This is a genomic window from Pseudomonas sp. LAP_36 (assembly GCF_019456785.1).
GTDB classification, from domain to species: Bacteria; Pseudomonadota; Gammaproteobacteria; order Pseudomonadales; family Pseudomonadaceae; genus Aquipseudomonas; species Aquipseudomonas tritici.
Genome location: NZ_JAHZMS010000002.1, coordinates 609,718 through 625,012, shown reverse-complemented (window position 1 = coordinate 625,012; position 15,295 = coordinate 609,718). Strand labels below are relative to the sequence as shown.

General features: G+C 61.3%; 8 protein-coding genes. 6 read left to right on the top strand and 2 right to left on the bottom strand.

Annotated features, from left to right (window positions below):
* Positions 1-20: 20 nt before the first annotated feature.
* Positions 21-341: a contact-dependent growth inhibition system immunity protein gene (locus JBO08_RS08380; protein WP_083207183.1), complete on the bottom strand. Its 321-nt coding sequence runs from the start codon at positions 339-341 to the stop codon at positions 21-23.
* The gene (locus JBO08_RS08375; protein WP_220078211.1) at positions 338-5,026 is read right to left on the bottom strand and encodes an RHS repeat-associated core domain-containing protein; all 4,689 of its coding nucleotides are present in this window, start codon (positions 5,024-5,026) and stop codon (positions 338-340) included. Before JBO08_RS08375 ends, JBO08_RS08380 begins: the two co-directional genes overlap by 4 nt.
* A gap of 202 nt (positions 5,027-5,228) precedes the next feature.
* Here JBO08_RS08375 and lexA point away from each other — a divergent pair, with 202 nt between their 5' ends.
* From lexA to uvrA, 6 genes are all read left to right on the top strand, one after another.
* Positions 5,229-5,846, top strand: a complete 618-nt coding sequence (gene lexA / locus JBO08_RS08370; RefSeq protein WP_220074197.1) for a transcriptional repressor LexA — start codon at positions 5,229-5,231, stop codon at positions 5,844-5,846.
* Positions 5,846-6,460: a translesion DNA synthesis-associated protein ImuA gene (gene imuA, locus JBO08_RS08365; protein ID WP_065880669.1), complete on the top strand. Its 615-nt coding sequence runs from the start codon at positions 5,846-5,848 to the stop codon at positions 6,458-6,460. The genes lexA and imuA overlap by 1 nt, the downstream gene beginning before the upstream one ends.
* A 7-nt stretch (positions 6,461-6,467) precedes the next feature.
* A complete protein-coding gene (locus JBO08_RS08360; RefSeq protein WP_065911047.1) occupies positions 6,468-7,880 on the top strand; it encodes a DNA polymerase Y family protein in 1,413 nt (470 codons plus the stop codon).
* Positions 7,856-10,948: an error-prone DNA polymerase gene (locus tag JBO08_RS08355; RefSeq protein ID WP_220074198.1), complete on the top strand. Its 3,093-nt coding sequence runs from the start codon at positions 7,856-7,858 to the stop codon at positions 10,946-10,948. Before JBO08_RS08360 ends, JBO08_RS08355 begins: the two co-directional genes overlap by 25 nt.
* Positions 10,949-11,056: 108 nt before the next feature.
* Complete coding sequence (locus JBO08_RS08350; RefSeq protein WP_065880671.1) at positions 11,057-12,769, top strand: ATP-binding protein; 1,713 nt, start codon at positions 11,057-11,059, stop codon at positions 12,767-12,769.
* Complete coding sequence (uvrA, locus tag JBO08_RS08345; RefSeq protein WP_220074199.1) at positions 12,766-15,285, top strand: excinuclease ABC subunit UvrA; 2,520 nt, start codon at positions 12,766-12,768, stop codon at positions 15,283-15,285. Before JBO08_RS08350 ends, uvrA begins: the two co-directional genes overlap by 4 nt.
* Positions 15,286-15,295: the final 10 nt, after the last annotated feature.

Genomic DNA, 15,295 nt, shown 5'->3' with positions numbered 1-15,295 from the left:
ACTCGCCACATAGGTTGCTTTTAAATAGGGTTTTCTTGTTTCAGTAAGTGCTCATCGAATTTAACAATGATGTGATTTAACCATGAGGGTCCTGATGCCCATTGATTAGGGTAGTAATAGTAGCAGTGCTGTTCATGAAATAAGTTATTTTGGAACTCTGGTTCATTTGTGTAGGTTTTTATTAGTTCTATTATTTCCATTTTTACAGTGGTGATGACATCTCTTTGTGAGTCAAGTAGGAATGAGCCAATTACTTCATCGGCTGAAGAGTATTCCGCTGTCCAATCCTGATTAAAGTAGGCGCCAAAAAATTGCTGAAGTTCAGTCAGTGGTAGGTTCATTTTTCAGGATATCCCGTCAGTAATAAATAGCCATCTGGCATCTTAGGTTTTCTCTTCAGAACCAGAATGAAGTTGTAGACTGGAATGGACGATTCAGCGCCTCTAATAGCGCTCAATCCTACCGGAAAGTTTGAACTTTCGTTGATGATATGTTTATCTTTTTTTCCTTCTAAAAAATTTAAGATTTCCTGTCTACGGTTGGTTAAGCTTTTAGAAACAAGAGCTTCTGCTTCCTTTTTGTTTCTGAACGTAGATGCCGCTGGAATATGTGGTTCCAATTCCAGCCTTGCAAACAATTGTGCATCCGTCTGCTCAACGTGCTTCTTGAGCAAATGCCCCCCTGCATCTTCGTGTGTATCTAGTATGCCGCCAGGGCAATTTCCAATCTTACAACTCAATCCTAATGGGTCTATCCATCCCGTAGGGTTAGGGACGTATAGGTAGGCGTTGATCCCACCCGCCAGCTTTACCGGATCCGGCGTCAGGTAACGACCAATATCCGGATTGTAGTAGCGATGGCGGTTGTAGTGCAGTCCGCTTTCCTGGTCGAAGTACTGGCCTTGGAAGCGCAGCGGGTTGTCGACTTTTCCTATGTCGAGGCGGGTGATTTCACCGTAGGCGCGGTAGTGGGCGGACCAGACGATTTCGCCATCTTGAGCGGTGAGTTCCTGTGGGGTGCCGAGGTGGTCGAGTTGGTAGTGGTAGGGCTTGGTATCTTTTGGACCGAAACCTTCCAGCAGGGCTAACGGACGGAAGCTGTCCGGTTCGTAGAGGTAGCTGCGGTGCCGATTCGCGTGGTGTTCGGCGATGAGTTTGTCGCCTTGCCAGAAGAATTCGGTGGTCAGGCCGTCGATGGTTTTGCTGATGCGGCGGCCGAAGGGGTCGTAGCGATAGCTGGCGGTTTGGCCGTTGGGTTGGGTGAGGCCGATGAGGCGGTGTTGGCAGTCGTAGCGGTATTCGGTGACGAGTTGATGGCCCTTTCCGCGACGTTCACGGATCAGGTTGCCGAAGGCGTCGTAGTCGTAATGGCGGTCGCCTTGGATCATCAGGCGGTTGCCGGCGACGATGTCCGGACCGGGGCGGTCTTGCATGAGCAGGTTGCCGGCGGGGTCGTGGGCGAAGCGTTCCTGCTCGCTTTGGGAATGGTTCGCGCGGGTTAGGCGGTTTAGCGGGTCGTAGTGGTAGTGGTGTTCGCCTTTGCGGGTGTCATTGAGGCGGGTGAGGTTGCCGGCTTTGTCGTAGTCGTAGTGGCGTTGGTAGAGGGTGTGTTGCTGTTGGGTGACGGCGTGGGCATGCAGGCGTTGCTGATCGTCGTAGTGGTAATGGCTGATCAGTTGGCCTTGTTGGCGTTGGTGTTCCTGGCCGGCTTTGAACAGGTGCGAGGTGAGGTTTTTACCGTTCAAGTCGACAGTGGCCAGATGGCCGCCTTTGTCGTGGTTGAAGGTGAGGCGGTTGTTGTCGGGTAGTCGCAATTTTTGAAGTTGGCCGCAGGCGTCGTAGCCGTAACGCAAAGTGCCCCAGCCTTGGTGTTCGGCCGTCAGGCGGTTTTGCGGATCGTATTCGTAGGACAGCGCCCAGTGGCCGTCTTCGACGCTGAGGAGGTTGCCTTGGCGGTCGTAGGCGTAATCGACAATGTTGCCGTCGGGCAGGGTTTTTCTTACGAGTCGACCGGCGTGGTCGCGCTCGTAGCGGGTGACTAACTGACTGCCATCGTCGCCATGTTCGGTCTTTTCTTGCAGGTTGCCGTTGAGGTCGTAAACGTAGGCAGTGCGCTGGCCGTCAAACCCGGTTTCCTGTTGGATCAGGCCGTTGTTGTGGTATTGGAGCCGGTAAGTTTCGCCGACTTCGTTTTCGATTTCGGTCAGCAACAACCGCACGTTGTCGTAACGGTATTTGACCTGGGTTCCGTCGGCGTTGATGCGGCGGCTAATGAGGTGCAGGCCGTCGGCATATTCGTAACGGGTGACGTGGCCGAGTTCATCGCGTTCAGCGGTGATTTTTCCGTAAGCGTTGTAGGAATATATGCGCGTGTCACCGCTCGGCAAGACGATTTGGACTAATCGCCCAACGCTGTCCCACTGATACTGGGTCAGCGCACCCTGTTCATCCTCACGCGCAATCTGCCGCCCCAGATCGTCATAGCGATAGCGCTTTACGCCGCCATTCGGTAATTGCTCTTCAAGCAACTGCCCACGCTCATTCCAGACCAGCCGCTGACAACTGTGATCCGGAAACCAAACCCCAATTAGCTGGCCGTATTTGTTGTAGCTGTAGTCCGTGGAATGACCGTCTGGATCGGTCCTACGCGTAACGTCGCCCTGGTCATTACGCTCATATTTCCAAACCGCCAGACCCCGCCTTACAACCCGTACGAACCCATTCTCATGCTCGTAGGAAGTCGGCTCATCATCCCCCGGAAACAACGCCACCAAGCGCCCAGCTTCGTCATACTGATACGCCGTCACCGCCCCCAGCGGATCCTGCTCAACCGTCAGCCGGCCTTTGTTATCGTAGGATTTGAAATGCTCAGCACCATCCGGATCCACCCGCTGCACCAGCCGCGCCCGCTGGTCATGCACGTAGACTTCCTGGCTGCCATCGGCGTTATGAACCGTGACCTGCCCGTCGTCATCCCAGACATACCGCGTGTCCATCTGCGAAAAGCTCGCCCAATGCCGGACACACCGCGCCGCCTTGCCAGACCTTTCCCACGCCCAAAAGAAACTCGCCCCACCGGCCAGTCCGCGCTCAAGAATGACGTGCTGTTCGTCGTACCGATAAACCTCACTTTCACCTACAGCATTGGTCGCTGAAACCAACCGCCCGACATCGTCATAGGCGTAGGAAACAACGTTCTGCTCTGTCACCCAGACAAACGGACCGTCATCCACAGCCCGCTCAACCTGGTAATCCACCGCAACAATGCGGCCCGACGCGTAGCGCAAAAACAACGAGCGCCCCACACCGTTATCCAGCCGCTCGATCTGCCCCAGGTAGTTACGGAAAATGCGCAATCGGTTGTCATACGCATCGCTGATCGCTGTCAGCACACCGTCGCGGAAGTGGTAGAAACGCGATGCCTGAGCCAGCACCAACTCATCAGGCAAAGACCCCAGGTAGATCGCGGCTTCGGCCAGGCTGTTGGTGATCGCGGGCCGAGAAACAGATGGCAAGGGCAGGGTAGTCGACCGATTTTCATGATCTGTCCACACCACCGAATCACCGGAAACCGTGAGCCGATGCGCCAGCGAGTGACTCCAGCCAAACCCCAACCCGCAATCCACTTCCACCGCACTGGTGCGATACAACCGAGTCCACTCAAACGGCAGAATCCCATCGAGTGCACCATCAGTCAGCGTCAGTAATTCCTCCCCAGTAACCATCGACACCGGGCAGCCATTGGTAGCGGTCTTATCCGAAGCAGCCGCCGCATCCCCAGCCGGGTTCTTCGCAACAACAGGCGTATCGTCGACAGGTTCCTGCCGCACCAACACCGTCCGCTGGGCCTTGTCCCGAACCATCGACACCGGATTGGAAACCACCTGATCCCCAGCCTTTAACGGCACATCCGGAATCACCCTGGTCGGTATCGCCGGGCCCCCCAACAGAATCGGCTTGGCCAGCTCTGCATGATCATCCACGCGAGCCTTCCCGAACTGCCCGGCCATATGTTCCAACCACCTGCGCGCCCTGTGAGACTTGATGCCCTCCAGCACCTTCGCACTCATGCGCACCGCCATGCCCATCCCGGCAGTGGCAAGACTCAGCAACAAATTGATCAATACTTCAGCGCTGATTTCCCCCAGCAACTCATTCATGTACGCCGGCGGCAACAGCCGCATCCAGCTGACCATCGCCGACAGATAGATGAACAGCAGCGGCTCATCGCTCAGCACCAACAAGCCTTTTGCGATGCTTTCGGTGCCGAGTTTCAGCAGCTGTTCAAATTGGTCCTGAGACAGGTAGTGCAGGAGTTTTTCGGCATGCCCCAGCGGGTCTGAAAGCCACTGAAACAGCTGCTTGATGGTGTCCCACAGCGAATACAACGCCTCACCAAACCCGCGTGCGTAGCCTTGATGCAGTGAGAGGTAGCGCTTGAGGAAGTCGGCTTCGGAATACCCCTTCCACAGCGGCTTGAATGTGCCGCTCCATTCAGCGCGCAGCCAACCTTCCAGCGGTGCGATAACCGACTGATAAGAGGCGTACAGCGCCTTGAAATGCGCTTTGGAAACAGTGGGGTAGAAACTGACCCGGTACTGCTGGTTGCGATCACATTCTGTGATTTCGAGAATGCCGCTGGGGCCAATCGTCTTATGGATCGGCTCACCCAGCGGGCCACCGTTGGGGTCGATGCGTTGCACCATCACGGGCGTATTACCAATGGGCACGAACCGTGAGCTCTGGAACATATGCACCAGGGTCAGCGTGCCGTTGGCCTGGCAGGTTGCGGTGGTGGTGCTGGGAAAAAGCGAAGGGCTGATCGGCGCGACCAGCGTCACTTCATCCCCGACCTTGAATACCTGTTCGATATCCAATGCCGAAAAGCTGAAAAAACTCTCGGCCCAGGCGTCGTAGTGATTAAGGCAGCGCTTGAAGTCGCTGATAACGGCTTCGACGTCTCGCGCCTTCGAATCCATGGTGGCCAGCACCAGGTAGCCAATGGCTTGGCTGGTTACGCCTATCATGAAACAGCCCCATCAACCGGGGCCCACACAAAAAACGCCATCTGCAATCCCTCGCACTGTGTATTCAGGCGAAGGACTTTGCGGACCTTTTCAGGGGAGGGGAGTAGAGGTAATCCGACCATCACGTGGGACGTTTCGACAACGCTCGTCCTTCCTCCACGCGACTGGCGGCTATTGTCAGAAATTTCCCACAGGAGTACAAATGTACTCCATGACGACTTTAACCCCCCGCCGTACCGCCATCCTGACCTTTATCCGCGACCGCATCGCGCAGCAAGGCCAGCCCCCCAGCCTCGCCGAGATCGCCGAGGCGTTCGGCTTTGCCTCGCGCAGCGTGGCGCGCAAGCATGTGCTGGCGCTGACCGAAGCCGGGTTTATCGAGGTCAACCCTAACCAGGCCAGGGGCATTCGCCTGCTCAACCAGCCACCGCGTCCGGAATGGCTGGATGTGCCGGTGCTCGGTCGAGTCGCTGCCGGCTTGCCCATCGGCGCCGATGCCGAAGTGCACAGCCGCCTGCAACTTGACCCGTCTACCTTCGCAAAAACGCCGGACTATCTGTTGCGGGTGCAAGGTGACTCGATGATCGAAGATGGCATTCTTGACGGCGACCTGGTGGGCGTACGCCGCAGTGCCGAGGCGTTGAATGGGCAGATTGTGGTGGCGCGCCTGGACGGTGAAGTGACCATCAAGCGGTTCGAACGCAATGGCGACAGCGTGCGCTTGCTGCCGCGCAACCCCGCGTACCAGCCTATCGTGGTGGGGCCCGACCAGGACCTGGCCATCGAAGGCGTGTTCTGCGGTTTGGTGAGGCAAGGCTGATGGGCGCCGTGATTGCACTGGACACGCTGTTCAATGGCGGCCGCGTGTGGAAAGGCAGGCCCGCCGCGCCGCCGACGAGTGTGCATCCCACGGGGTTGGCGGCGCTGGATGCGGTGTTGCCCACGGGCGGCTGGCCGGAGGCGGCCTTGAGTGAAATCCTCATGGCCAAGGAGGGTGTGGGCGAGCTGCAACTGGTGCTGCCGACCCTGGCGCGCCTATCAAAGGCGGGGGAGCGGATTGTGTTGGTGGCGCCGCCTTATACGCCATACCCGCATGCGTGGCAGAACGCCGGGGTTGATCTGCGCCTGCTCTCAGTGATCCAGGCCGAGGAGCGCGACGCCTTATGGGCCGTGGAGCAGTGCCTGCGTTCCGGCAGTTGCGGCGCGGTGTTGTGCTGGCCGCGCAAGGCTGATGACCGGGCGCTGCGTCGTCTGCAAGTCGCGGCGGAAACCGGGCAGACCCTGGCATTTGCCTGGCGCGCCTTGGGCGAGGCGATCAACTCATCGCCCGCCGCCTTGCGCCTGGCGGTCGAGGCCAAGCCCGCGCAGGTGCGAGTGCTCAAGTGCCGGGGCGGTCTGGCTCATCCGGCGCCGATTGCGCTGGCGGGGCACTGAGGTTGCCATGCGCTGGGTGTGTATTGTTTTCCCGCAATTGGCGCTGGACGGGGTGCTGCGTGTGCACCCTGAACCGGACCAACCCCTGGCCCTGCTGGCCGGCACGCCGCAGCGACGCGTGCTGCAAACCGTCAATGACGCCGCCCGTGCCTTGGGCCTGCGGCCTGGCCAATCCCTGACGGCAGCGAATGCCCTGGCCAAGACCTTTGCCAGTGCCGAATACGACCCTGCCGAGATCGAACGCTACCAACAGTTCCTTGCCGCCTGGGCCTACCAGTTCAGCTCCCAAGTCAGCCTGCATTACCCGCGTGCCTTGCTGTTCGAGATCGAATCGAGCCTGGGGCTGTTCGGGCCGTGGCCGCGGTTCGAAGCGCGCTTGCGCAAGGAATTGACCGAACTGGGTTTTCGTCACCGGATCGTCGCTGCGCCCAACCCGGCCGCCGCGCGGGTGCTGGCGAATATCGATGATGGCCTGGCGGTTACCGATGACGTCCTGATGCAGGCCCTGGCGTCGCTGCCCATCGACCGCGCCGGGCTCGAACCACAGGCCGCCACGGCCCTGTCGCGCATGGGCCTGCGCTGCTTGGCCCAGGTGCAGGCGTTGCCCCGGCATACCTTGGCGCGACGTTTTGATGCCAGTTTGCTCAAGCACCTGGACGCACTGACCGGGCAGCGTCCGCTGGCCCTGGCGTTCTATCAGCCGCCGGACCAGTTTGATGTGCGTATCGAGCTGAATTTCGATGTGCAATCCCACCAGGCGCTGCTGTTTCCTTTAAGACGGTTGACCGGCGATCTGTCCGCGTTTCTGTGCGGTCGCGACAGTGGCGTGCAGCGTTTCGACCTGCACCTGGAACACGCCCAGGCGCCGGACACTGTGATCAAGGTCGGCCTGCTCAGCGCCGAGCGTGAACCGGCGATGCTGTTTGAATTGGCCCGTGGCCGCCTGGAGCACGTTCAAGTGACCTCGCCGGTACGCGGCTTTCGCCTGGTGGCCCAGGACCTGCCAGTGTTCGTGCCGCAGCGCCATGACCTGTTCGACGACCGCCCGCAACAGACCCTGCCGTGGGAACAATTGCGCGAGCGCCTGCGCGCGCGCTTGGGGGATGAGGCCGTGCGGGGCCTGCGCTTTCACGCCGACCATCGTCCAGAATGCGCCTGGCAAGCGGCGGCGGATAAAAACCCGTGCCAGGCCTTGAACAAGGTGCAACGGCCCGGCTGGCTGCTGCACGAACCCACACTGCTGGCCGAGCACAGCGTGCACATCCTCATGGGCCCGGAACGCATCGAATCCGGCTGGTGGGACGGCGCCGATATCCGCCGTGATTACTACCTGATCCAGACCCGCGCCGGCCAGCAAGGCTGGGCCTATCGCACCGTGGGGCAAAGCGATGGGCTGTGGCTGCAAGGCTGGTTTGCATGAGCTATGCCGAGCTGCACTGCCTGTCCAACTTCAGCTTCCAGCGCGGTGCGTCCAGTGCGCTGGAGTTGTTCGAACGGGCCAAGCGCCAAGGCTACAGCGCCCTGGCGATCACCGATGAATGCACGCTGTCGGGCATCGTGCGTGCCTGGCAGGCGGCCAAGGCGGTGGAGCTGCCGCTGATTATCGGCAGCGAGATGCGCATCGAGAACGGCCCGAAACTGGTGCTGCTGGTGGAAGACCTCAGCGGCTACCAGCACCTGTGCCGCTTGATCACCCTGGCCAGGCGACGTGCTGAAAAAGGCAGCTATCGCCTGCTGCTGGAGGACTTCGAGCAACCGTTGTCCGGCCTGCTGGCGCTGTGGGTCGCCGAAGACAGCAGCACTCAAGCCGAGATCCAATGGCTGCGCCGCACCTTTGCCGGGCGCTTGTGGCTGGCGGTGCATTTGCATTGCGGCCAGGACGATGCGCGCCACCTTGAGCAGCGCCTGGCACTGGCGGCCAGCCTGAAAATCCCGGCGGTGGCCTGCGGTGATGTGCATATGCATGCGCGCGGCCGCCGTGCCCTGCAAGACACCATGACCGCCATCCGTCATCACGTACCGGTGGCCGAAGCCGGCACGCGGCTGCACCCCAATGGCGAGCGGCACCTGCGTTGCCTGGAGGCGCTAAGCGCGCTGTACCCCGCGTCGTTGCTCGACGAAACCCAGGCGATCGCCCGTCGTTGCACCTTCGACCTCAGCCAATTGCGCTACCACTACCCACGCGAGCTGGTGCCCGCCGGCCACAACGCCGAATCCTGGCTGCGCGCCGTGACCGAAGCAGGCATCGCCCAGCGTTGGCCGCAGGGTGTCGACGCCAAGACCTTGCAGCAGATCAACAACGAACTGGCGCTGATCAGCGAGCTGGGCTACGAAAGCTACTTCCTCACGGTGCATGACATTGTGCAGTTCGCCCGCAGCCGTTCGATCCTGTGCCAGGGCCGGGGCTCGGCGGCCAACTCGGCGGTGTGTTTTGCCTTGGGCATCACCGAGATCGACCCGAGCCTGACCCGTCTGCTGTTCGAGCGCTTTCTCTCCAGGGAGCGCAATGAGCCGCCGGACATCGACGTGGACTTCGAACACGAACGCCGTGAAGAAGTGCTGCAGTACGTGTTCCAGCGCTACGGCCGCACTCGCGCGGCGCTGACGGCGGTGGTCAGCAGTTACCACGCGACCGGCGCGGTACGCGATGTGGCCAAGGCCTTGGGCTTGCCGCCCGACCAGATCAACGCGCTGGCCGAATGTTGCGGGCGCTGGAGCGACGATACGCCGCCCCTGGCGCGCCTGCGTGAAGCCGGTTTTGACCCCGAAAGCCCGATCCTGCGTCGTGTGCTCACGCTCACCCAGCAACTGATCGGCTTCCCCCGGCACCTGTCCCAGCATCCTGGCGGCTTTGTGATTTCCGAATACCCGCTGGACACCCTGGTGCCGGTGGAAAACGCGGCCATGGCCGAGCGCACCATCATCCAGTGGGACAAGGACGACCTCGACGCCGTCGGCTTGCTCAAGGTGGATATTCTCGCCTTGGGCATGCTCAGCGCGATCCGCCGCTGTTTCGATTTGCTGCGTCGTCATCGCCACCGGGATTTGAGCCTGGCGTCGGTGCCCAAGGAGGACCCGGCGACCTACGCGATGATCAGCAAGGCCGATACCATCGGCGTGTTCCAGATCGAGTCGCGGGCGCAGATGTCGATGTTGCCCAGGTTGCGCCCGAAGGCGTTCTACGACTTGGTCATTGAGGTCGCCATCGTGCGGCCGGGGCCGATCCAGGGCGGCATGGTGCATCCCTATTTGCGTCGGCGTAATAATGAGGAGGAGACCACCTATCCCTCGCCGGAGCTGGAAGTGGTGCTGAAGCGCACGCTGGGCATCCCGCTGTTCCAGGAGCAAGTGATGCAGATCGCCATGGTCGCCGCCGACTACGGCCCTGGCGAGGCCGACCAGCTGCGCCGTTCCATGGCCGCCTGGAAACGCCATGGCGGTTTGGAGCCGCACCGCGAACGCCTGCGCACTGGCATGCTCAAAAACGGTTACACCGAAGCCTTCGCCGCGCAGCTCTTCGAGCAGATCAAGGGCTTTGGCAGTTATGGCTTCCCTGAATCCCACGCCGCCAGTTTCGCCTTGCTGACCTACGCCAGTTGCTGGCTCAAGTGCCATGAACCGGCGGCGTTTGCCTGTGCGCTGATCAACAGCTGGCCCATGGGCTTCTACAGCCCGGACCAGATCCTGCAGGATGCGCGGCGCCATCGCTTGCAGATTCGCCCGGTGGATGTGCAGGCCAGCGACTGGGATTGCAGCCTGGAACCCATCGACGGTGCGCAGCCGGCGATCCGCATGGGTTTGCGCATGATTTCGGGGTTTCGCGAAGAAGATGGGCGGCGCATCGAAGCGGCGCGCCAACGTCGGGCGTTCAGCGACATCGCTGACTTGGACGAACGCGCCGGACTGGATGCGCGTGCGCAGGCGTTGCTGGCGGATGCCGGTGCCTTACGCGCCCTGGCCGGCAACCGGCACAAGGCGCGTTGGGAAGTGGCGGGGGTGCACAAACAACTCGGGCTGTTTGCCGGTCTGCCCAGCCCCGACGAAGCCGTGGTCGAGTTGCCGACACCCACGGTGGGCGAGGACCTGCACGCTGACTACGCGACGGTCGGCACCACCCTTGGCCCGCATCCGTTGGCGTTATTGCGCGCGCAATTGCGTAAGCGGCGCTGCCGCAGTTCCCAAGAGCTGATGCTGGTCGAGCATGGGCGCAACGTCAGCGTCGCCGGGTTGGTGACCGGTCGGCAGCGCCCAGGCACTGCCAGTGGGGTGACCTTTGTCACCCTGGAAGATGAATTCGGTAACCTCAATGTAGTGGTCTGGCGTGACCTGGCTGAGCGTCAGCGCCAGGCGCTGGTGGGCTCGCGCCTGTTGAAAGTGGACGGGCGCTGGGAAGCGGTGGGTGAAGTTCGGCACCTGATCGCCGGCCGGCTTACCGACCTGACGCCGCTGTTGGAAGGGATAAATGTGCGCAGCCGGGACTTTCACTGAGGCGGGGGCTTGTGGAGGCGTAACCCCCTAAATTATAAGAGATGAACCATCCGCGTCCGACGCGCTCCAAATTTTTGCGACCGTCCTCTCTTAGCGCAGAGCCAACCGATGCAATTTTTATCCAACTCTCATGGCTGTGAAGGCTGGGCCGGTGAAATGGCCCGGCGGATCCGCGCATTTGATTGGTCGAACACCGACCTGGGGCCCATTGAACAGTGGTCCACCAGCCTGGTCTGCAACGTGCAGATGATGCTGGCATCACCCGTGCCGATGGTGATGTTGTGGGGCCGCGCGGGGTACATGATCTACAACGACAGTTATTCGGTATTTGCGGGTGGCCGCCACCCTTACCTGCTGGGCACGCCGGTAGAACTGGGCTGGCCGGAAGTGGCCGACTTCAACCGTCATGTGGTGGACACCTGCCTGGCAGGCGGGACCTTGTCGTTCAATAACAAAGACCTGGTGTTGTTGCGTAACGGCAAACCGGAAACCGTGTGGCTGGATCTCTATTACAGCCCTGTCGCCGGCGACAGTCAGCAACCCGCCGGGGTGTTGGCGATTGTGGTGGAGACCACCGAGCTGGTGAAATCCGAGCAGGTACGCCAGGAACTCACCCATAACCTCGAGCAGCGTGTGGCCGCCGAAGTGCAGGCGCGCTCTGCCGCCGAGGATAAGTTGCGCCAGTCGCAGAAACTCGAAGCCATCGGCGGCCTGACCGGTGGCGTGGCGCACGACTTCAACAACTTGCTGCAAGTGATCGCCGGCAACCTGCACTTGCTCGCCCGCCACGAGCCGGACAACGCGCAGGTGCAGCGACGTGTCGCGGCGGCCATTGCGGCGGTGGATCGTGGTGCCAAGCTGTCATCGCAATTGCTGGCGTTTGCCCGGCGCCAACCGTTGTCGCCGGCGGTGTACAACCCGCAACGCATTTACGCGGGCCTCGGCGAACTGCTGCAAAGGGCGCTGGGAGAAACCATCCATATCGATGTGCAGTTGCCCCAGGATTCGTGGTGCATCAACGTCGACCGCAACCAGCTGGAAAACGCACTGCTCAACCTGGCGATCAATGCCCGCGACGCCATGCAAGGTGAGGGGGTGATCCGCATCACCGGCGAGAACATTATCCTCAACCCCGGCGATTGCGCGGGTAAAAGCATCAAGCCCGGTGAGTACGTGCGCCTGGCTGTTACCGATATCGGCGTGGGCATGCCGCCGGCCATCCTGGCGCGGGTGTTTGAGCCATTCTTCACCACCAAGCGTAACGGCCATGGGACCGGCCTTGGCCTGAGCATGGTGTTTGGCTTTGTGCGCCAGAGCGGCGGGCATGTCGACGTGTGGAGTGAGGAAGGGCGCGGAACCGTGGTGCAGATGTATTTCCCGCGCAGCCTCGGCGAAGAGTGCGAGGACGCCTGTGACGAGCCTCTGCCGCATGTCCATGGCCATGAAACAATCCTGGTGGTCGAAGACAACGAAGACGTGCGCGAGACGGTCGTGGAACTGCTGGAGCAGGCGGGTTATACCGTGCTCACGGCCGAAGACGGTGACCGCGCAATGAACATGCTACAGACCGGTGTACAGCCGGAGCTGATTTTCACCGACGTGGTGATGCCCGGTCGCGTCAAGAGTACCGACCTGGCTGACTGGGCTCGCGCACAAACGCCTGCCGTGGCAGTGCTGTTCACTTCCGGGCACACCCGCGACATTCTCTCCAACAATCATTTGCTGAGTCCCGAGATTCATCTGCTGAGCAAACCCTACAGCCCCGAAGCCCTGACGCAACGGGTCCGCAGCGTGCTTGCCGCCCAACAAGGTTGTCCATGACTTCACAGCGCAACATCCCCTCGATCACCGCCCACCACACAGGCTTCGTCCGCGTCCGCGGCGCCCGCGAACACAACTTGCGTAACGTCGATGTGGATATTCCACGGGATGCCTTGGTGGTGTTTACCGGCGTCTCGGGTTCGGGCAAATCGTCCCTGGCGTTTTCCACGGTGTATGCCGAGGCGCAGCGGCGTTATTTTGAGTCGGTGGCGCCGTATGCACGGCGGCTGATCGACCAGGTCGGCGTGCCGGATGTGGACAGCATTGAAGGCCTGCCGCCCGCCGTGGCCCTGCAACAGCAGCGCGGTACGCCGAGTGCGCGCTCGTCAGTGGGTAGCGTCACCACGCTGTCGAGCCTGATCCGCATGCTGTACTCCCGCGCCGGCAGTTACCCGCCGGGCCAGGCGATGCTGTACGCCGAGGACTTCTCGCCGAACCTGCCGCAAGGTGCCTGCCCGCAATGTCATGGTCTTGGGCGCGTGTACGAAGTGACCGAGGCATTGATGGTGCCCGATCCCTCGTTGACCATTCGCCAGCGCGCGGTGGCCTCCTGGCCATTGGCGTGGCAAGGGCAGAACCTGCGCGACATTCTGGTGACCCTGGGCTATGACGTGGATATCCCGTGGCGCGACCTGCCGAAAAAGCAGCGCGACTGGATCCTGTTCACCGAAGAAACCCCCACCGTCCCGGTATACGCTGGCTTCACCCCCGAACAGACCCGCGATGCGCTCAAGCGCAAGCTTGAGCCCAGCTACCAAGGGACCTTCAGCGGCGCGCGACGCTACATCCTGCACACTTTCACCCACACCCAAAGCGCGTTGATGAAAAAGCGCGTCTCGCAGTTCATGCAGGGCAGCGCTTGCCCGTTATGTGAGGGCAAACGCCTGACCAGGGCCGCGCTGTCGGTGAAGTTCGCCGGGGTGGATATCGGTGAGTTGTCGCAGTTGTCATTGGCGCAACTGGCCGAGTTGCTGCGGCCGGTGGCGGCGGGGCAGGACAAGATGAAGCTATCGGTGGAAAAACGCCTGGCCGCGCAACGTATCGCCCAGGACTTACTCGAGCGGGTCAGTACCTTGACCGAATTGGGCTTGGGCTATTTGTCCCTGGAGCGCAGCACACCGACCTTATCGTCCGGAGAGTTGCAGCGATTGCGCCTGGCCACACAGCTGGGCTCGCAATTATTTGGCGTGATCTATGTGCTGGACGAGCCGTCGGCAGGCCTGCACCCGGCAGACGGCGAGGCGCTGTTCACCGCGCTGGATCGTTTGAAAGCGGCGGGCAACTCGTTGTTTGTGGTGGAGCACGACCTGGAAACCATGCGCCGCGCCGACTGGCTGATCGACGTGGGCCCGGCCGCCGGTGAGCATGGCGGGCAAGTGTTGTACAGCGGGCCGCCGGCGGGGCTGGCGCAGGTGGAGGCGTCGCAGACGCGTGAATACCTGTTCGCCGAAAAGCGCGTGTCGAATCAGGAACGCCGCGAGCCCTCCGGCTGGCTGAAGCTGGAAGGCGTGACGCGTAATAATCTCAAGGCCCTTAACGTCGTTTTCCCGCTGGGCTGCTTCACGGCAGTCACCGGGATTTCCGGTTCGGGCAAGTCCAGCCTGGTCAGCCAGGCGCTGCTGGAGCTGGTAGGCAGCGGCCTCGGCCGGGTGGTGGAAAACGACGATGAGCCGAGCCTGGAAGACGACACGCCGCAAACCAGCGGTGGACGTATCAGCGCCGGGCTCGAGCTGATCCGCCGCCTGGTGCAGGTGGACCAGAAACCCATCGGCCGCACCCCGCGCTCCAACCTGGCGACCTACACCGGGCTGTTCGACAACGTGCGCAAACTGTTCGCCGCCACGCCGGCAGCCAGGAAGCGTCATTACGACGCCGGCCAGTTCTCCTTCAACGTCGCCAAGGGCCGTTGCCCGAACTGCGAGGGTGAAGGGTTTGTCAGCGTCGAGCTGCTATTCATGCCCAGCGTGTACGCGCCATGCCCGACCTGCCACGGCGCGCGGTATAACCCCGAGACGTTGGCTATCAAATGGCAGGGCTTGAGCATCGCCCAGGTCCTGGGGCTGACGGTGGAGCAGGCGGTCGACGTGTTTGCCGAACAACCCAGTGTGTTGCGTTCATTGCAGGTGCTGCGGGATATCGGCCTGGGTTACCTGCGCCTGGGGCAACCGGCGACCGAGCTGTCGGGCGGCGAAGCGCAACGCATCAAACTGGCGACCGAGTTGCAACGCAATGCGCGGGGCGCCACGTTATACGTGCTGGATGAGCCCACGACGGGGCTGCATCCACGGGACGTGGACCGCTTGCTCATCCAGCTCAATCAGCTGGTAGATTCGGGGCATACGGTGGTTGTGGTGGAGCATGAGATGCGCGTGGTGGCGCAGAGTGATTGGGTGATTGATATCGGGCCGGGGGCAGGGGATTTGGGCGGTAAGGTAGTGGCTTGCGGCACACCGCAGAAAGTCGCCAAAAGCAAGACCAGCCGCACCGCGCCATTCCTGGCTCGTGAGCTGATCTAACCGACACTGA